15 protein-coding genes are annotated in these 19,374 nt (G+C 66.2%); 12 read left to right on the top strand and 3 right to left on the bottom strand.

Annotated elements, in window-relative coordinates; genetic code table 11:
- Position 1: 1 nt before the first annotated feature.
- From AC3WT0_RS05110 to AC3WT0_RS05100, 3 genes are all read left to right on the top strand, one after another.
- On the top strand, positions 2-1,420 hold the full coding sequence (locus AC3WT0_RS05110; protein WP_492751980.1) for an NAD(P)(+) transhydrogenase (Re/Si-specific) subunit beta: 1,419 nt from the start codon (positions 2-4) through the stop codon (positions 1,418-1,420).
- Between the two features lie 244 nt (positions 1,421-1,664).
- A complete protein-coding gene (locus AC3WT0_RS05105; protein ID WP_492751979.1) occupies positions 1,665-2,585 on the top strand; it encodes a winged helix DNA-binding protein in 921 nt (306 codons plus the stop codon).
- A 16-nt stretch (positions 2,586-2,601) separates the two neighbouring features.
- Positions 2,602-3,159, top strand: coding sequence for a DNA-3-methyladenine glycosylase I (locus AC3WT0_RS05100; RefSeq protein WP_492751977.1), 558 nt, complete (start codon positions 2,602-2,604; stop codon positions 3,157-3,159).
- Here the strand turns inward: AC3WT0_RS05100 and AC3WT0_RS05095 are convergent.
- Positions 3,154-4,446, bottom strand: a complete 1,293-nt coding sequence (locus AC3WT0_RS05095; protein ID WP_492751976.1) for an MFS transporter — start codon at positions 4,444-4,446, stop codon at positions 3,154-3,156. The genes AC3WT0_RS05100 and AC3WT0_RS05095 overlap by 6 nt on opposite strands.
- A 75-nt stretch (positions 4,447-4,521) precedes the next feature.
- Here AC3WT0_RS05095 and AC3WT0_RS05090 point away from each other — a divergent pair, with 75 nt between their 5' ends.
- On the top strand, positions 4,522-5,463 hold the full coding sequence (locus AC3WT0_RS05090; RefSeq protein ID WP_492751975.1) for a 2-hydroxyacid dehydrogenase: 942 nt from the start codon (positions 4,522-4,524) through the stop codon (positions 5,461-5,463).
- Between the two features lie 53 nt (positions 5,464-5,516).
- Here AC3WT0_RS05090 and AC3WT0_RS05085 read toward each other — a convergent pair whose 3' ends face one another.
- Positions 5,517-8,003, bottom strand: coding sequence for a glycoside hydrolase family 9 protein (locus tag AC3WT0_RS05085; protein WP_492751973.1), 2,487 nt, complete (start codon positions 8,001-8,003; stop codon positions 5,517-5,519).
- A 249-nt stretch (positions 8,004-8,252) separates the two neighbouring features.
- On the opposite strand from AC3WT0_RS05085, the gene AC3WT0_RS05080 reads away from it, so the two are divergent.
- The 3 genes from AC3WT0_RS05080 to AC3WT0_RS05070 are packed head-to-tail and all read left to right on the top strand — an operon-like array spanning position 8,253 to position 10,356.
- Positions 8,253-9,368, top strand: a complete 1,116-nt coding sequence (locus AC3WT0_RS05080) for an AI-2E family transporter (RefSeq protein WP_492751971.1) — start codon at positions 8,253-8,255, stop codon at positions 9,366-9,368.
- 17 nt (positions 9,369-9,385) lie between these two features.
- The gene (locus AC3WT0_RS05075; protein ID WP_492751970.1) at positions 9,386-9,946 is read left to right on the top strand and encodes an HdeD family acid-resistance protein; all 561 of its coding nucleotides are present in this window, start codon (positions 9,386-9,388) and stop codon (positions 9,944-9,946) included.
- A 2-nt stretch (positions 9,947-9,948) separates the two neighbouring features.
- Positions 9,949-10,356 carry a DUF2147 domain-containing protein gene (locus AC3WT0_RS05070; RefSeq protein WP_492751969.1) on the top strand — a complete coding sequence of 136 codons (408 nt, stop codon included), beginning with the start codon at positions 9,949-9,951 and terminating at the stop codon, positions 10,354-10,356.
- 50 nt (positions 10,357-10,406) lie between these two features.
- Here the strand turns inward: AC3WT0_RS05070 and AC3WT0_RS05065 are convergent, their stop codons facing one another.
- Positions 10,407-11,339 carry an RraA family protein gene (locus AC3WT0_RS05065; RefSeq protein WP_492751968.1) on the bottom strand — a complete coding sequence of 311 codons (933 nt, stop codon included), beginning with the start codon at positions 11,337-11,339 and terminating at the stop codon, positions 10,407-10,409.
- Positions 11,340-11,577: 238 nt separating this feature from the next.
- Between AC3WT0_RS05065 and AC3WT0_RS05060 the strand changes: the two genes are divergently transcribed.
- The 5 genes from AC3WT0_RS05060 (at position 11,578) to AC3WT0_RS05040 (ending at position 19,315) form a co-directional block, all read left to right on the top strand.
- Complete coding sequence (locus AC3WT0_RS05060; RefSeq protein ID WP_492751967.1) at positions 11,578-12,609, top strand: hypothetical protein; 1,032 nt, start codon at positions 11,578-11,580, stop codon at positions 12,607-12,609.
- Positions 12,610-13,000: 391 nt separating this feature from the next.
- Positions 13,001-15,976 carry a TonB-dependent receptor plug domain-containing protein gene (locus AC3WT0_RS05055; RefSeq protein WP_492751966.1) on the top strand — a complete coding sequence of 992 codons (2,976 nt, stop codon included), beginning with the start codon at positions 13,001-13,003 and terminating at the stop codon, positions 15,974-15,976.
- A 57-nt stretch (positions 15,977-16,033) separates the two neighbouring features.
- The gene (locus AC3WT0_RS05050; protein ID WP_492751964.1) at positions 16,034-17,203 is read left to right on the top strand and encodes a lactonase family protein; all 1,170 of its coding nucleotides are present in this window, start codon (positions 16,034-16,036) and stop codon (positions 17,201-17,203) included.
- Between the two features lie 88 nt (positions 17,204-17,291).
- Positions 17,292-18,029 (top strand): GntR family transcriptional regulator, encoded by a 738-nt coding sequence (locus AC3WT0_RS05045; RefSeq protein ID WP_492751963.1) that lies wholly within the window; start codon positions 17,292-17,294, stop codon positions 18,027-18,029.
- A 167-nt stretch (positions 18,030-18,196) separates the two neighbouring features.
- Positions 18,197-19,315, top strand: coding sequence for a fumarylacetoacetate hydrolase family protein (locus AC3WT0_RS05040; RefSeq protein WP_492751962.1), 1,119 nt, complete (start codon positions 18,197-18,199; stop codon positions 19,313-19,315).
- Positions 19,316-19,374 lie beyond the last annotated feature (59 nt).

The following is a 19,374-nucleotide window of genomic DNA, read 5'->3' as shown; positions in this document are numbered from 1 at the left end:
GATGCACGAGGGGGCACCGGTCAATCCCTGGGTGGCGCTTGCCTATCTGGTCGCGGGCGTCTGCTTCATCCTCGCGCTGCGCGGGCTGTCGAGCCCGGCGTCGAGCCGACAGGGCAATCGCTACGGCATGTTCGGCATGCTGCTGGCGGTGGGCACCACGCTCGTCACGCATCAGATAGCGAGCCTGCCCGAGATCGTCGGCGCCATCGCGATCGGCGGCGCGATCGGCTTCGTCACCGCGCGCAAGATCGCGATGACCGCGATGCCGCAGCTTGTCGCGGCCTTCCACTCGCTCGTCGGTTTCGCGGCGGTGCTGGTCGCGATGGCCGCGTTCCTCAATCCCGAGGCGTTCGGCATCGTCGATGCGGCAGGGCAGATCCTGCATGTCAGCCGGATCGAGATGATCCTCGGCGCAGCGATCGGCGCGATCACCTTCTCCGGATCGGTGATCGCCTTCCTGAAGCTCAACGGCAACATGTCGGGCGCGCCGATCCTGCTGCCCGCGCGCCATTACATCAATCTCGCGGCGCTGCTCGCGATCGTCTTCTTCACATATGGCTTCTTCGATTCGCAGTCGCCGATCGACTTCTGGATCGTCGTCGGCCTGTCCTTCGTCATCGGTTTCCTGCTGATCATCCCGATCGGCGGCGCGGACATGCCGGTCGTCGTCTCGATGCTCAACAGCTATTCGGGCTGGGCGGCGGCGGCGATGGGTTTCACGCTCCACAACACGGCGATGATCATCACCGGTGCGCTGGTCGGGTCTTCGGGCGCGATCCTCAGCTACATCATGTGCAAGGCGATGAACCGCAGCTTCATCAGCGTGATCGCGGGCGGCTTCGGCGCCGACGGCAGCGGGGGCGGCGCCGGTGCCGCCGCGCATATCGACCGGCCGTGGAAGCGCGGATCGGCCGAGGATGCGGCTTTCCTGATGAGCCAGGCCGAACAGGTCATCATCGTGCCCGGTTACGGCATGGCGGTGGCGCAGGCGCAGCACGCGCTGCGCGAGATGGCCGACAAGCTGAAGGCACATGGCGTGACCGTGAAATATGCGATCCATCCGGTCGCAGGGCGCATGCCCGGCCATATGAACGTGCTGCTCGCCGAGGCGAACGTGCCTTATGACGAGGTGTTCGAGCTGGAGGATATCAATTCCGAGTTCGCGCGCACCGACGTGGCTTTCGTGATCGGTGCGAACGACGTCACCAACCCGGCCGCCAAGACCGACAAGACCTCGCCAATCTACGGCATGCCCGTGCTCGATGTGGAGAAGGCCAAGACGGTGCTGTTCGTGAAGCGCTCGATGGGCGGCGTCGGCTATTCGGGTGTCGATAACGAACTCTTCTACCGCGACAACACGATGATGCTGCTCGCCGACGCAAAGAAGATGGTCGAGGATATCGTCAAGGCGATGGAATAGCGGCTGCGCGGGTGTGTCCGCCGCTCGACCTGCGCAAATTCCACCCATTTTGGATTGAATTGGTCCCGCATGCCGCGGATTTCCGTCGGCGCGGGCGCAAGCTGATCCGTTTCGGAGAGATTGAGCCCGGCTTTGTCGCCGGGGGCTTGCGTCGCCCCCCTGATCGATTGCTGCAACTCTCCGTTTCGGAGTAGCTTAAGCGCCGCCGCAGTTCGGCGGGAATGTTAAATCCGGAGCGGATGAAATGCGCAGCGCCGAACGCGACGAACTGCCCGGGCCGGGCTTCACGCCCTTCGCGGCGCGGCCGCGCATCGCGCTGTGCGTGGCGGATATGGCGTCGCGACATATGCTGGAAGGGGCACTCATTGCGCTCGACGTCGCGACCGAATGGATCGCGCCGGAGGACAGCGATCCGCTGGCGGCGGCCGGATCGGCCGACATGCTGGTATGGAGCGCGCCGCCGCCCCGCCTCGATGTTGCCGACATGTTGCTCGACCGTGCGGCGCTGGGCGACTTTGCGCTGCTCGTCGCGCTGCCCGAGGTGGATCTCGATTGCTGGGCCGACGCGATCGGGCGGTGCGGCGTCGAAGTCGTCGCCGCGTCCGACCTGGAAGCGCTGGTGCGCGTGATCGGCCGAGCGCGCGGCGGCCGCGTGCAGCGGGCGCGACAGGATGATGACGATCCCGTTCGCCGGCTGCGCGATCTCGGCGACGAAGTCGCGCGCATTGCGCAGGCGCTGGCCGCCATGCCGCCGCGCTCCGACATGGCCGGCGAGCCGTCGAGCGGCTACCGCGCGCAACCCGTCGAAGCGCCGCGCGCCGTCACCGCCGCCACGGTGCGCGGGATCATCCGCGCGCGCCGGCTGCGCGACCAGTATTTCGCGCCCGATCTGTTCGCCGATCCCGCCTGGGATATGCTGCTCGACCTGATGGCGGCGCAGATGGAAGGGCATGACGTCGCCGTTTCCAGCCTGTGTATCGCCGCGTCGGTGCCGGCGACGACGGCGTTGCGTTGGATTTCCGCCATGACCGAGCAAGGACTGCTCGAACGCCACGCCGATCCTGCGGACCGCCGGCGCATCTTCATCCGCCTCAGCACGGGGACGGAGGAACGCATGCGGGCGCTGATCGCGGCGCTGGTGCGGACAGGCGCACCGCTGGTCTGAGTGAAAGGTGGATGTGATGGCGGAACATCGGTGCGGCTGGGCAGAGGGCGATCCTTTGATGCGCGCCTATCATGACAGCGAATGGGGCGTGCCCGAGCGCGATGGCTGCGCGCTGTGGGAAAAGCTGATGCTCGACGGCTTCCAGGCGGGGCTGGCGTGGATCACTGTGCTGCGCAAGCGCGATGCGTTCCGTGCAGGCTTTGCCGGTTTCGATCCCGAGAAGGTTGCGCGCTTCGATGAGGCCGATATCGAACGGCTGCTGGGCGATGCCGGCATCATCCGTTCGCGCGCCAAGATCGAGGCGACGATCGGCGGGGCGAAGTCGTATCTCGCCATGCGCGATAGCGGCGAGGATTTTGCTGACTTCTGCTGGTCATTCACCGACGGGCGCACACTGGTCGGCGACGGCGTGCATGTGCCGGCGAGCACGCCGCTGTCGGAGCAGGTATCGAAGGCGCTCAAGCAGCGCGGCTTCAAGTTCGTCGGGCCGACGATCGTCTATGCGTGGATGCAGGCGGTGGGGATCGTCAACGATCACAGCGCCGCCTGCTTCCGGCGAAGCGTGGCGCTATAGGCTTGCTTCGGGATCGATCAGCAGCCAGGTGATCGCGCCGACCACGGCGAGGATCGCGGCAGCCATGAACGATCCCGTCCAGCCGAGCGCGGCGGCGATGATCGGCGTCACCTGCGCGACCGTCGCGCCGCCGATCTGGTTGCCCATGTTCATGACGCCCGAAACCGAGCCGGCCGAGCTTTTGCCGAGATCGGCGCTGAGCGTCCAGAAGGCGCTTTGCGACAGATAGAGCGATCCCGAGCCGAGCGCGAGGACGACCGCCGCGAGGCGCGCGTCGGCCACCTGCGTCGCGATCGCCACGAACAGCCCGGCGAGCCCCATGCCGATCGCGGCGGGCATGCAGCGGCCGATACGCTTGCCGAAGCGCCTGGTGAGGCCGTCCGATGCCCAGCCGCCGAGCGACGAGGCCAGCGCCATCGCGATGAAGGGCAGCATGCCGTAGATGCCGCTCGATTTGAGATCGAGGCCGCGCACGCTCGACAGATAAGTGAAGAACCAGGTGAAGAAGATATAGGCGACATAGCCGAAGCAGAAATAGCTGAGCGTCAGCAGGCGGAGCTGGCGGCTGGCGAAGATTTGCCCCCAGCCGAGCATCGGCTGCGCTTCGTGCGTCGTCTGGTCCGCGCCGCCGCGATTGGCGGCGATGAAGGCGCTTTCCTCAGGGCTGACGAGCGGATGCTGTTCAGGCTTCTCGCGCGCGAGGAGCATCCAGACGGCGAGCGCGACGACGCCAACGGCGGCGCTGGCGAAGAAGGCGGCGCGCCAGCCGTGCGCGGCCATGATGAAAGCCACCATCGGCGGCGCGACACCCGCGCCGAAACCGACGCCGGCGAAGATCAGGCCGTTGGCAAGGCCGCGTTCGCCCGCCGGCACCCAGTTGGCGACCAGCCGGTTGCTTGCGGGGAAGATCACGGACTCGCCGATGCCGAGCAGCAGGCGGATGAAGATGAGCAGGGCGAATGCGCCGGCGATGTGGGTCGAGATGCAGGCGGTGGCGACGGTGATGACGCTCCACCACACGATGCCGAGCGCGATCACGCGATAGGCGCCGAAGCGATCCGCCAGCCGCCCCGCGATCGGCTGGGTGAGGGCGTAGCCGAGGACGAAGGCGGTGAAGACCGTCCCCATCTGGACGTCGCTGATGCCGAGATCGAGCTTGAGCAGCGGCGCCGCGATCGAGATGTTGGTGCGATCGAGATAGGAGACCGCCGCGACCAGAAAGAGCAGCCCGATCATCAGCCAGCGGACCTTGCCGCGTGGACGCACGCTTTCGATTGCCGATGCCAACGGCTTCCTCCCTGCTGGGTTATCAGGCTTATATCGCCTTTTATCGTTTATTCGTATGCAGTATTGGATTGATGTATGCAAGACAGCGCAATGCGACCCGCGATCATCCTTTTCGACCGTCCGCCGCCGATGGTCCGCGCCATGTATGACGCGGCTTTCGACATTATCGAGACCGACGGGCTTAGCGTGCCCGAGCCGGCGCGCGACCGCAGGGTCCTCGTCACTTCAGGCGGGCGCGGGGCAAGCGCCGGGTTGATCGCAGCCTTGCCCGCGCTCGAACTGATCGCGGTCAACGGCGTCGGCTATGACGGCGTCGATCTGGCAGCGGCGCGGGCGCGGGACATTGCCGTCACCAATACGCCCGACGTGCTGACCGACGACGTCGCCGACCTCGCCATCGGGCTGATGATCGCCGCGCACCGCCGGATCGCGGCGGCCGACGCCTTCGTGCGGCGCGGCGACTGGGCGGCGGGCAAGCCCTTCCCGTTGACGACGCGGCTCAGCGGACGGACGCTGGGCATCGTCGGGCTGGGGCGGATCGGCCTTGCGATCGCCGCGCGCGCCGCGCCGATGGTGCGCGATATCGCCTATTTCGCGCGTCACAAGCGTGACGACGTGCCCTATCGCTATGTGAGCGACGTCGAGATGCTGGCGCACGAGGTGGACGTGCTGGTGCTGTGCGTCCCCGGATCGGCGGCGACGCGCGGGCTGATCGGCCGTGCGGCGATCGAGGCGCTGGGGCCGGAGGGCGTTCTGATAAACGTCGCGCGCGGATCGGTGGTCGATCAGGATGCACTGGTCGCGGCGCTCGCCGACGGACGGCTGGGCGGTGCGGGGCTCGACGTCTTCGCCGACGAACCGCGCGTGCCCGATGCGCTCCTCGCAATGGAGACTGTCGTGCTCCAGCCGCATCTGGGCAGCGCGACGATCGAGACGCGCCGCGCGATGGCGCAACTGGTGATCGACAATGTGTTGGCGTATGCGAACGGAAGGCCGCTGCTGACGCCGGTGGGGTGAGGGAACCGGCCCGCCCCCGAGGGGAAGCGAGCCGGCGCCCTTGTCGAACGCGCCTAGGGCCGTTCCTCGGTCACCGCGATCGCGGCCTTGGCGGCCAGGATGTAGGATGTGGTGGTGCTGACCGTATATTCATTCTCGAACCACAGGAACGGCCAGTCGGTCTTGAGTTCGGGGAAGTCGGGCTTGATCACGATCACGCCCGGCACCATCCCGCCGGCGATGAAGCTGTAATCGGCGCGGTTGTGGCCATAGCCGATCAGCTTGGAGCGCGTGCCGACCGTCGAGACCAGCGACAGATTGTTCGCGGGATGCCGCCCCAGCATGTAATCGAGCGCGTGCAGCGTATAGTCCTTCCCGACCACGTCGGGAAACGCCTGATGGAGCAGATACATGTTGGTGCCGAACGTTGCGACTTCGCCCGATCCTGCCCATGAGCCCATGCTGACCGGCACGCCGAACGGATTGCCGGCGAGATCGGCATCGGCGCGTCGCCTGGCGGCCTCGGCCAGTTGCCTGATCCGCGCCTTGTAGGCTGCGTCCATATAAGGGATGGCGCGGACGGCCACGCCGCTCACCCGATCGAAATTCGCCTCGATCGCCGGCATCAGCGCACGGAGCCGCGCGGTATAGAGGGGATCCCCCTTCGTCGTGATCATCAGCTCGACCGTGGCGGCGACCTTCGCGAGATCGAGGAAGCGCGCCATGTTGCCGCTGTCGTCGCGGCCGTCGCTGCCATTGGCGGTCTTGCCCTGCTGCGCCGTCCACAGCGCCCTGGCGGCGGCCAGCGCCTCGGCCGACATGGCGGGGTCCAGATCCTTGAGCGCGCGGCTCGCAGCGGCGAGGCCGCCGGCCACCATCAGGTCGTTCGACGGATAATCGGTCGTGAAGGCCCAGCGATCGTCGGGCACGCCCGAGCGGTCGCCCCTGACTTCGTTGGGGCCGAGAGCCGGATCGTAGATCTTGCCGTCGGTCTGCGATCCGGCGTCGCCCAGATGCGCATATTGGCGAAGCTGGGGATCGACGATGCCGACGATCGCATGGCCGAAGACCTTATATTGGGCCAGCAGTTGCAGCGTGCCGTGGCGGATCTGCTGGAGCGCATCGGGCTTGCCGTCGGGCTTGCGGATCTCCACTTCGCGCGCCGCTTCGTCGACGCTGGTCTCGTCCCAGTCGAGCCCGAACAGTTCGCGCGCCCAGACGAGGTCGCGGACCACCATCGCATTTTGCGGGGTCTGGATGTCGTAATCGCCCGCATCCTGGAAACCGCCGACCGCCAGCCCGGGGATATGCTCGCCCGGCTTGAACGGCGAATCGAGGTTCGGCCCCATGCGATAGCCGTCGAAATGGACATGGTTGGGCGGTGCCTGGCGCGCATCGTCGAGGTGCGAGGCGCGCTGCCACACGCGATACTGCTCGCGCACCGTCATATGATCCATCTGCACGGCGAGATAGGTGTCGAGCGACGGTTGCCAGATCCGCGCATAGGCGTCGGCCGCGATGGGGAAGGGGTTGGTCGTCTGCCCCGCATAGGAAATGGCGTAGATGCCCGGATCGCGCACGCCCGAGAAATCGAAGGCGGCATATTTGTAGCGCAGCCATTTGCCGCGCTGCTGAAGCGGCGCGCGGAACACCGGCTTCTCCCCGTCGGCGGTAAGCCTGACCAGCGTCGCTTCGCCCGGCGCGTCGAAGGCGGGATCGAGCTCGATCAGCGCCACCTTGCTGCGATCGGGCGTGTAGCCGGCCTGGTTGAACGAGACGACCGGCGGCCGCGTCCAGCCCGGGATCAGGTTCGGCCGGACATGCCAGACGACGGCGTCGTCCTTCGCGCCCGCCGCGATCAGCGAGCGCACGACGAACCAGCCATTCTGCGCGCGGTTGCGCGCGTCATAGAGAGCGAGCGGCGCGTTGGCCGAGATGGTGACGCGCGTGGCGGGATCTTCCGGCGACAGGGTGATGCTGTTCGCCCCCGACGCCATCGGCTGCGGATCGCCCGATCCGTCGGTGGCCATCGGCCCGTTGGGATTGCGGGGGAAGAGGCCGGGGCGATCGCCCATCAGATAGGTCTTGCCGAAATAGGCGGTAGGCAGGAAATCGAGGTTGAACCCGGCCTTGCCGACAAGTTCGGGCGGGAGCGGCGCATCGAGATCGACCGCGATCCGGAAGCCGCCATCCTCCGCCGTGACCTTCACGCGATATTTCAGATTGGCGGCGGGATAGCTGGAGCGCACGACGATCTGGCCGGGCGTATCGCCTAGCGTGCGATCGCCGAAGGTGGGGACGGGATCCCATTGCTCGGGTGTCGGGTTCAGCCGCACCTCGCCATCGGTGGCGATGCGCTCGCCATGCAGGATCATCTGGATGCCGGCATTCTTCTCGTCGAAGAAGATCGGGCTGAAATGATTCTGCTCGACGATCACGCTCAGCCCGGGGGCCTCGAGCGTCTGATCGGCGCTGACCTGCAACGGCTGCGCCTGCGCGCTGGCGATCGCAAATGTGGAGCAAGCGGCGGCGAGCAGCCGGGTGGCGATGAGTCCTCGCATTTATCCTCTCCTGTTAGCGATACCATCGATTGGTAGATGGTTATCGCGATTTTGATTTAAGCTCGTCGAATAGCGTAGAATTCGCGAATGAAACGCGGCTCTGTCCGAAAATCAAATCGTCCCGCCTTTACGGTAACGCTAACACAGATTGGCCGATCGCGGATCGAATGACAAGGCGGGGCAGGTGGGACGGCAGGAAATGATTCAATCCCGTGGCGTCGCCGACGCTTTTCTGCGAAGGATCGGCGCGTGAGCGACGACGGGGCATCGAGGCTGCGGATCGAGGACGGGTTCCTCCTTGGCCTGCTGTCGCTGCTCACCATCGGCTTCGCGCTGCTGGTCGCCCCTTTCTTCGCGGCTATCCTGTGGGCGGTGATCGCCGCCTTGCTGTTCGCCCCCGTCAACCGCCGGCTGCTCGCGCGGATGCCGGGGAAGCCGACCGGCGCGGCGCTCATCACGCTGCTGCTGATCGTCGCGATGGTGATCGTGCCGACGATCCTGCTGGGTTCGGCGCTGATCGGCGAGGCGGGCGATTTCTATGCCCATATGCAGGCGGGGCAGATCGATTTCGCCGCGCTGTTCGAGCGCTTCCGTGCCGCGCTTCCCGAATGGGCGGTGGGGATGCTCGGGCGGCTGGGGCTGACCGATTTCAATGCGGTGGCGAGCCGGATCGAGACGGGGATCGCCGCGAGCTTCAGGACGCTGGCCGGGCAGGCGCTGCAGATCGGGCAGGGAGCGTTCGGCTTCCTCGCCCAGCTCGGCGTGATGCTGTACCTCACCTTCTTCCTGATCCGCGACGGCGAACGGCTGGCCGGGCGCGTGATCGAGGCGACGCCGCTGCGCGCCCCGGTGCGCGAGGCGCTGTTTCGCCAGTTCGCGCTGATGATCCGCGCGACGATCAAGGGCAGCATCGTCGTCGCGATCGCGCAGGGAATCATCGGCGGCACCGTCTTCTGGCTGATCGGGATTCGCGGGGCGATGCTGTGGGGCGTGCTGATGGGCGCCTTCTCGCTGCTGCCCGCCGTCGGCACCGGGATCGTCTGGGTGCCCGTCGCCATCTATCTGCTGGCGACCGGGGCGCTGTGGCAAGGGGCGGTGCTCGTCTTCTGCGGGCTGTTCGTCATCGGCATGGTCGACAATGTGTTGCGCCCGATCCTCGTCGGCCGCGACACGCGCATCCCCGACTATGTCGTGCTGATCTCGACGCTGGGCGGGCTCGAACTGTTCGGCTTCAACGGCATCGTCATCGGCCCGGTGATCGCCGCGCTGTTCATCGCGATCTGGAACATCGTCACCGATATGCGATTGAAGAGAGGGCATGTTATGGTGGCAGGCGATGGCGACGGGGATCCGCCCGCCGCCTGACGGGACAGGAGGCGCCGATGCAGACCGAGGGACAGGATTTCGCACAGAACCACAGCGCATCCGGGGGCGGATGGGGCTGGATATTGGCGTATGGCATTGCGGTGCTGCTGATCGGCGCGCTCGCGCTCGCCAATCCGATCGCGACGGGTTTCGCGACGGGGGTGCTGATCGCCTTCGTGCTGATCGCTTACGGCGTGTTCGCGATCGCGACGAGCTTCTCGTCGCTCAAAGGGCGGGCGCGGTGGATCGAGCTGCTGCTGGGGCTGCTGGCGCTGGCGGCGGGGCTGGCGACGCTGTTCCTGCCCGTCGTCGGCGCGCTGTGGCTGGTGTGGTCGATCGGCGCTTGGCTGCTCGTCTCGGGCGCGATCGAGATCGTCAGCGCGATCCGCGTTCGCACCGATCGCGGCTGGCGGTTGTTCCTCGGCGTGGTCGACGTGCTGATCGGGCTGTGGCTGCTGATGGCGGGGCCGGTGACGGGGCTTGCCTTCCTGGCGGTGCTGGTCGGGCTCAGCTTCCTGCTGCGCGGCGTATTCCTGATCCTGCTTGCGCTTGCGCTGCGCCGCTTCGTGCGGGCGTGATTGTGAAGCCGGCGTTCGGTGCCGTCGCGCTGCTCGTCGCGGCCGGCGGCGCGCAGGCCGCCGAGCGGGCGGAGCATTCGTTCGGCGTGTGGCGCAACCCGCAGAACAGCGTCCATGTCCGCGCCGAGCCGTGCGGCGCGCGCATGTGCGGCGTCGTCGTCTGGGCCAATGACAAGGCCAAGGCCGACGCAGCGCGCGGCGGCACCGAGAGGCTGGAGGGCGAGAGGCTGTTCCGCGATTTCACCCGCGCGGGCGCCGGCCAGTGGCGCGGCAAGGTCTTCGTGCCCGATATCGGCAAGACCTTCTCGGGCACGATCCGCACGATCGATGCGACGCATGCGGAAGGCAAGGGGTGCCTGGTCGGGCGCGTCGGCTGCAAGGCGCAGGTGTGGACGCGGGTTTCGGACTAGGGCGGGAAAAAGATCCCCTCCCGCCCAAGCGGGAGGGGAGTGAGGAGGGCTTATTGATCGCGCGCCTTCATCATCTGTTCGAGTTCGGCGCGGGTCATCTTCATCTGATCGGGGTGGGCGTCGACCCACTGGAGGAAGGCGGTGTTGACCGCGGGCGACCAGCGGCCGTCGATCTCACCGGGGGTGAACTTGCCTTCGCGCAGCATCTGGTGGCCGAAGGCATCGCGCAGCGCGATATATTCGGCGCCCTTCACCACCTTCTCGGCCATGATCGCGGGGATGAAGACCACGCCCTCGCGCCTGGCGAGGATGAGATCGCCCGGCAGCACGGTGGCGCGGCCGATGCGGATCGGGCCGTTGATCTTCATCATCTCCATCTCGCGGATCGCCGAGGGATCGAAGCCGCGCACGAAGGCGTTGAAACCGTCGATCGCCTCGAGCCCGGCGACGTCGCGCGCGCCCGCATCGAACACCACGCCGGTCTTCGACTTGGCGTAGATCGAGTTGCCGAGATTGTCGCCGATCAGCGTGCCGTCGATGATCTTGCCATAGCCGTCGCCGACATAGACGTCGCCGACCTGAAGCATGTCGATCGGCCAGCTATTGTGGCCGCCGATGCGCTTTTCCCTGGCGCCCTGCGCGCTGATCGCCTTGTTTACGTCGGGGCGCATCGGCATGTACTGCACGGTGAGCGCGCGGCCGACGAAGGGGCGGTCGTTATGGACCATCTGGAAGCCGCCGTCGAACTGGTTGTTGTAGCCGGCGGCGCGGAGGATGCCCCAGGCTTCCTCGGTGTTCACGTCGAGCAGGCGCTTCACGATATTGTCGGGAACCCTGGGGCGGCCGTCGGGGAAGCGCTCTCCCGTCCACTCGGACGTGTAGAAGAGTATCTCTTCCTTCGTCGCCTGGATCTGCGCGTGGGCGGGCACCGCCATGCCCAGCGCAGTGGCGCCGAACGCGGCAGCCAGAAGCAGCTTCCTCATCATCTCCGAATCCTCTCCCCTATCTGTCGTCGTGCGCGACTGGGGTCGAAATTGCATACAAGATTGAGATCGTCAATACAAAGTGGCACATCGGCAACATCATTCGGAAGTTGCAATTTAGTGTGCAAGATGGAATCATGTATGCAATAATTGAGATCGCGGATGAGCCGGCGGAGTCGGGCGGCGACCGGGAAATGATCAGGTTCGCACAGACGAACGCATGAGGGAGAGGAATGGAATGAAGCCTTATCTGGGTCTTTCGACGGGCTTGGCGCTGGCCTGCGGGCTGGCGGCGGCGCCCGCCTTCGCACAACAGGTCGCCCCGCCGGGATCGCCGGCAATGGCCGCGACCGCCAACCCGTCGACGATGCCGACCAAGCCGACGCGCACGGGCAAACATATCAACCGCGTGATCGACATGTGGCTGAAGGGCCAGCCGGTCTATTACACGCAGATCTCCGGCGGCGGCTATGACGAGGGGAAGAAGCAGGCGGCGACCAAGGCTGACTACATCCTCTACGAAATGGAGCATGGTCCGCTCGACTTCAAAGAGCTGCGCGAATTCATGCGCGGGCTGGTCGATGCCGGCCCGACGCGCACCGGGCATCGCACGCCGCCGGTCATCGTGACGCTGCCGATCGCCGGCACCACCGATGCGGTGCGCGCCAATCACTGGATGATCCAGCAGGCGCTGGCGGCTGGCGTACACGGCATCCTGCTGTGCAACGCCGAATCGCCCGAAGCGGTGCGCAGCATGATCGAGGCCTCGCGCTATCCCTTCGCGCCGACGGTGCAGGGGCTGAACCAGGGTACGCGCGGCAATGGCAGCCAGAGCTATGCCTCGACCATCTGGGGCGTATCCCCGCTCGATTATCTCCACATCGCCGAGCCGTGGCCGCTCAATCCCGACGGCGAACTGATCTTCGGCGTGAAGATCGAGAATCCGCGCGCCGACGTGAACGTCGAATCCACCGTGCGCGTGCCGGGCGTCGCCTTTGCCGAATGGGGGCCGGGCGACAATGGCTTCTATCTGGTCGGCGTGCCCAAGGACGGGACGCGCGGCGGGCCGGACGTCGCCAATCCGGCGATGGTCGCGGTGCGCGCGCGCGTGCTGGCGGCGACCAAGGCGGCGGGGATCAAGTTCCTCAACGCCTGCAACGAGGACACGGTGATCGAGCAGATCAAGGACGGCACGATGATCTGCACCGGCGGCGATACGCCCGCCGCGGACAAGGGCCGCGCCTATACCAAGCGCACCGATCCCTTCTGATGACGTAGCGTCCCGCCGGCCCCTATCGGGCTGGCGGGACAGTAAAAAATGCAACTTCCTGATTTTGTATTCAATAAAATAATCTTGTATTCATTATCGGGATATGCTCAAACAGCGCTATGGCGCTATCCATTCCGGCAGGACCGGAAGGTGGTGAGGGCGGCGGAGACCGCCCGGCCAAGGGAGGGGAGAGACAAATCGTATTGCGGGCCGGCAATGCCGGGAAGAGCGCAAGGTGGTGGGACTGGAGGGGGTAAACCCTCCGCAGCCTGAGCGACTCCGCTGCGATCCTTTCCTCGAAATATGGACCAACGATCCGTGCGGGCCTGGCGGCCTGTGCGGGGTGACCAGGTGCGCATCGACGCACCGGCATTGTCAGGGGAAGGATATCATGAAGACATTCCAAGGTGCGTTGCGGCTCGGCGGCTCCACGATCGCCGCGCTTGCCCTGCTGACCGCGGCGAGCGCCGCCTTTGCGCAGGATGCGACGCAAGACGCCGTGACGCCGTCGGTCGGCAGCGGCCAGGACACGCCCGACAGCAACGCCGACATCGTCGTGACCGGATCGAGCATCCGCGGCGTCGCCCCGGTCGGCTCCAACCTCGTCTCGGTCGGCCAGGAAGCGATTCTCAAGGTCGCGCCGACCAGCGTGTCGGAACTGGTCAACACCGTCCCCGCGATCACCACCGCAGGCGCGACGCCGCAGGGCCAGAACGCCTATTCCTATTATTCGCCGCAGATTCACAGCCTTGCCGGATCGGGCAGCAACACCACGCTGGCGATCATCGACGGCATGCGCATGCCGGGCGGCGGCCTGCAGTTCGGCCAGACCGATCCCAACATCATCCCGACATCGGCGCTGCAGCGCGTCGAGGTGCTCGCCGACGGCGCGTCCTCGATCTACGGTTCGGACGCGGTGGCGGGCGTGGTCAACTTCATCACCCGCAAATCCTACGAGGGGCTCGAGATCAACGGCCGCGCCGGCTGGGGCGATCGCTATTCGAGCTACGACCTCAACGGCATCTGGGGCACGAAGTGGGAGACCGGCAACGTCTATGTCGCCAGCCAGTTCACGCGCCAGAGCTCGCTCGCCAACGACAAGCGCGACTATATCAGCCGCGGCAACTATACCAACTATGGCGGCACCAACACCAATCAGTACACTTGCTCGCCCGCGACCATCCGCACCACGGCATCGGGCAGCGCCTATTATCTGTCGCCGAGCGCGACGACCACGACGCCGGGCACGACCGCCAACGCGCCGTGCAACACGTCGATCTACGGCACCGCGATCCCGGGCGTGCAGCGCGAGAATCTGCTCGTCGCGCTCAATCAGGACTTCGGCGACCGGATCACCTTCAGCGGCAAGATGAATTACAACCATCTCCAGACTTGGGCGAAGGGCACGCCGGGCACGGTGACCAACATCGCGGCCTTCGGCCCCGGATCGGGCAAGGGCGGCCAGATCAATCCCTTCTACCAGGCGCCTGCGGGCGAGCCCGGCGCGACGCAGCAGACGGTGAGCTGGCTCGCGCTGACCCCCGACGGCGATTATGGCGAGCAGACCTACGAGAACGACACCATCTACCTGACCGGCAAGCTGGAATATAAGCTGAGCGACAGCTGGACGGTGACGCTGAGCGACGCGCTCGGCCGGTCGCGCAGCCGCGGCCTTGGCGAGGGCGTCTTCTGCTCGGCCTGCGCCGTGCTGGCGATCAACGGCACCACCCAGTCGGGCGGCAGCACCACCGCCAGCTCGGTCGCGGGGCAGAATATCGTCGTGCTCAACCTGCCGCTGACCACCTCCAACGCGCTCGACGTGTGGAACCCGGTGGGATCGAGCAAGACTTCGGCGACCGTCTATAAGCAGCTCTACAGCAACTACACGCTCAACGAGCATGAGAACAACTTCAACCAGACCAAGCTCGAGGTTCAGGGCGAGCTGTTCGACCTGCCCGCCGGCAAGGTCCGCATGGCGGCCGGCGGCGAATATATGTGGCTGCAGCAGAACATCAAAACGTCGAACCCCGCCAATTTCGGGACGACGACGGTGGGGTCGCAGTACATCTCGACCCGCCTGAAGCGGAACGTCTATTCGGGCTATCTGGAATTCTACGTGCCCGTCATCTCCGAAGAGATGAACGTGCCGCTGGTCCAGGCCTTCGACGTCAGCATCTCCGGTCGCTACGACCATTATAGCGATTTCGGATCGACCTCGAACCCCAAGTTCGCGGCGAACTGGAAGGTCAACGACTGGATCAAGCTGCGCGGCAACTATGCCAAGTCGTTCGTGGCGCCGCCGCTCAACCAGATCGGCGACCCGACGCGCGGCTATATCCGCAGCGCGACGGGCACCAGCACGTCGGTCGCCATCTCGGTGCCCTTCGCGCTCTATCCCGAAGTGCGCGGCGTGCCGGGCTGCCAGACCGAGACCGGGCCGAGCTGCCTGATCGGCGGTTCGACCAACCCGGGGCTCGACCGTTCGCTGGGCGCGGGCTTCGGCGGGGTCAAGCCGCAGAAGGGCAGCAGCTGGTCGGTCGGCGTCGACCTCAACCCGACCTGGCTGCGGGGCTTCACGGCCAATGTGACCTATTGGAGCAACACCTTCATCGGCGGCGTGGCATCGCCTTCGCAGCCGCTGATCATCAACTCGGCCGCGCTCCACAATCGCCTGACAATCTGCCCGCAGGGCTGCACCGCGCAGCAGGTCTATGACTTCACCAACGTCGCCAACGGCGCGACGGTGGGCGGCACGATCCCGGCGACGGTCTACTTCCTGATCAACCGCGACACCGGCAACGTGCTCAATCTGCACGTGCAGGGCATCGACGCCCAGGCGCAGTACCGGCTGGAGACCAAGGGCCTCGGCGCCTTCACGATCGGCGCATCGCTGACTTACTTCACCAAGTTCGACCAGGACTTCGGCGACGCGCCGTTCAGCGTGCTCAACACGTCGGGCTACAACTCGCAGTTCCCGTCGATCCAGAAGAAGGGACGCGGCCAGCTGAGCTGGGAATATCAGGACTTCGCGATCGACTTCTTCGCCAACTATACCGGCGCCTATCGCAACTGGATCAATACGTCCAAGGCGCCGATCATCACCGACGCCAAGGGCAATCCGATCGGCGGCGGCGACCGGGTGCGCAGCGACCTGAACTTCGACATGCATGCCGCCTACAACTTCAACGGCAGCTTCCTGAACGGCAGCCAGGTCTATGTCGACGTGAAGAACATCTTCAACCGCAACCCGCCCTTCTACAACGGCAACACGACGGGCGTCGGCGTGGGCGCGTGGGGCTTCAACGGCTTCACCTCCAACATCATCGGCCGGGTCGTCTCGGTCGGCTTCCGCGCCAAGTTCTGGTGAGACTGACGGGCGGCGGACGGGAAGCTCCGCCGCCCGATTTTTCCTGAAAGGACAAGCATGAGCATCAAGGCCGGGATAGCCGCATGCCTCGCCGCCGCCGTCATCGCGCCGGCTTCAGCCCAGATCGTCGTCTCGGCGAACGACGGCAAGCAGCTCCGCCCCGGGGACGGGCCGGAGAAGCGGACCCCGGACAGCATTTCCGTGATCGATCTGCGTCACTACCCACCCCAGGTGGTGGCGACGCTTGCCGCCCCAGCAAGCATGATCGGTCCTCCTGAAGCCGTCGCCGTCGCGCACGGCGGCGGCTTCGCTTTGGTGAGCGCGGCGCAGCGACTGACCGGCGACGGCAAGATCGAGCTGGACGACAGCGTCTCGGTGCTCGACCTCGCCGATCCCAAAAATCCGCGCATCGTCCAGACGGTCCATGCCGGGCCGGGGGCGAGTGGCGTGGCGATCAATCGCGCGGGGACGCTCGCGCTCGTCGCCAGCACGGGCGACGACGCCATTTCGATCTTCACGATCGCGGGCAAGACGCTGACGCCGGCCGGCCGGCTGCAGCTGCCGGCGAAAAGCCGGCCGACCGACGTGACCTTCACGCCCGACGGCAAGAGCGCGGTCGTCGTCGCGCAGGGTGCGGGCAAGCTGCTGCGCCTTGCGGTCAAGGGCAGCGCGGTGACGCTGGCGGGCGACCTCGCGACGCCGGGCATCCAGCCCTATGGCGCGGTCGTCGGCCGCGACGGGCGTTTCGTCTACAATACCAATCTTGGCGGCCGCGTGCGCCCCGCCGATGCGCCGCCGCCGGCCGCCGGCGCGGCGCGGATCGGAACCGTCGCGGCGACCGACCTGAAAACCGGCGCTGTGACCAGCGTCGATGTCGGCGTGATTCCCGAGCATGTCGCGCTCTCGGCCGACGGGCGCTACGCCGTGGTCGTGGTCGCCAACGGATCGGCATCGCCGCCCACCGCGCCCGGCTATAACAGCTACGGGCTGCTGCAGGTGTGGCGCGTGGCGGGCGCGAAGATGACCAAGGTCGCCGAGGCGCAGAGCGGCGCCTGGTGCCAGGGCGCGATGTTCAGCGACGACAGCCGCACCGTCCTGCTGCAATGCGGGCTGGGCAAGACGATCGAGGTCTATCGTTTCGACGGCAAGACGCTGAAGCAGGATCAGGCCGCGACGCTGACCTTCGACGCGCGGCCGGGATCGATCGCATCGGCGCTTAGTCGATAAAAGGGCCTTTGCTTGAAATGGTAGGACGGCTGATCTAATTTTCCTGCATTGCATACATGAATGACGGCGGTTCAGGATTTTCCCGGCGATGAGCGATAGCGAGACGGCAGACGGTGATGACGGCGGCAAGCCGGAGGAGCCGCGCAAGGGCCAGCGCCGGCTGGAAGCCGTCAAGCTGTTGCGCAAGCGCATCCTGTCGGGCGAACTCGCGCCCGGCGAGCGGCTGCGCGAGATCGCGCTCAGCGAGGAACTGGGCATGTCGCGCACCCCGATCCGCGAGGCGTTCCACGCGCTGGCGGCCGAGGGGCTGATCGACCTGCTGCCCAACCGCAGCGTCGTGGTGAGCGTGCCCGACAAATCCGAGGCGGCCGACGTGTTCACGGTGCTGGGCGCGCTCGAGGGGCTGGCCGGGCAGCTCGCCTGCCGCCGCATGACCGCCGAGCAGATCGAGATATTGGGCGAGCTTCAGGACGATCTCGCCATGTATTTCGAGAAGCGCGACCGGCTGAGCTATCTCGAGGCCAATCGCCTGATCCACGAGCATATCATCGAGGCGTCGCAAAGCCCCTCGCTGATCCTCGTCTGGCGGTTGCTGCTGCCGCGCGCCGAGCGGGCGCGGCATGTCACCACGCTCGATCATGATCGCTGGGCCGAGGCGTTCCGCGAGCATGGCCGCATCTTCGACGCTATCGCTGCGCGCGACGAGAAGCTGGTGAAGCAGTTGCTCGAAAGCCATTTCGACAATGGTATCGAGAGCATGAAGAAGAACGAAGCCGCCGAACGCGCGAGCAAGCGGTCCGAAATCTACGCCAGCGCGACGCGCTAAACGCCGGAAATATCGTCATTGCGAGCGGAGCGAAGCAATCCAGCGGATGTCAGGCATCCTGGATTGCTTCGCTCCGCTCGCAATGACGGGTGTGGCGTGTGTAGCGCTTGCATGTATGCATCTTAATAGATATGCATACAATAAATCACAGGCAGGAGAGAGGCCGGGTGGAGGATCTGCTTCCCGTTGATCGCGAACGGGCGCTGCTCGTCGGGCGGATATCGACGCCGGGCGGGCCGGTTCCCGTCGCCGTGCGCGACGGCATGATCTTCGACCTTTCGCGCGCCGCGCCGACGCTGTCGGACCTGATCGAGGCGATCGAACCCGGCGCGGCATGGCCCGTGGGTGAGCCGCTCGGCCGGCTTGCCGATCTGGCGCCGGGCGACCTGCTCGCGCCGCTTGACCTGCAATGCATCAAGGCATCGGGGGTAACCTTCGCGGTCTCCGCGCTCGAACGCGTGATCGAGGAACGCGCGCGCGGTGACGCCATGGCTGCACATGCGATCCGCGCCCAGATCCAGGAGCGGATCGGCGCGGACCTGTCGAGCGTCAGGCCGGGGTCCGATGCGGCGATGCGGCTGAAGGCGGTGCTGATCGCTGACGGGCTCTGGTCGCAATATCTGGAAGTCGCGATCGGCAAGGATGCCGAGATCTTCACCAAGGCGCCGGTGCTGTCTGCGGTGGGATCGGGCGCGGCCGTGGGCATCCGCGCCGATTCCGAATGGAACAACCCAGAGCCCGAGATTGTGCTGATCGTCGACTCGCAGGGGCGGGCGCGGGGCGCCGCGCTGGGCAACGATGTCAATCTGCGCGACATCGAGGGGCGCAGCGCGCTGCTGCTCGGCAAGGCGAAGGACAATAACGCATCCTGCGCGATCGGCCCCTTCGTTCGCCTGTTCGACGATCATTTCACGATCGACGACGTGCGCGAGGCTGAAGTCTCGCTGGACATCGAAGGCGAGGATGGTTTCCGCCTGACCGGATCGTCCAACATGCGGCTGATCAGCCGCGACCCGCTCGACCTTGTCGGGCAGGCGATCGGGCGCGATCACCAGTTTCCGGACGGCTTCGCGCTGTTCCTGGGCACGATGTTCGCGCCCGTCGCGGATCGCGGCGAGGCGGGGCGGGGCTTCACGCACAGGATCGGTGACAGGGTGACGGTGTCGACGCCCCGGCTCGGGCGGCTCGTCAACCGCGTCGTCCATTGCCACGATGCGCCGCCGTGGCGCTTCGGCATTTCGGCGCTGATGCGCAGCCTCGCGCAGCGAGGGCTGATCGCGGCATAGAGGAACAGGATGAATGGCGATGCCGGCGCGAAGACCGGCGGGCCAAGCCAGGGAGAGAG

The sequence above is a fragment of the Sphingomonas sp. EU05-FHT14C10 genome (assembly GCF_058790595.1).
This window is presented reverse-complemented; position numbering and strand designations above follow the sequence as displayed.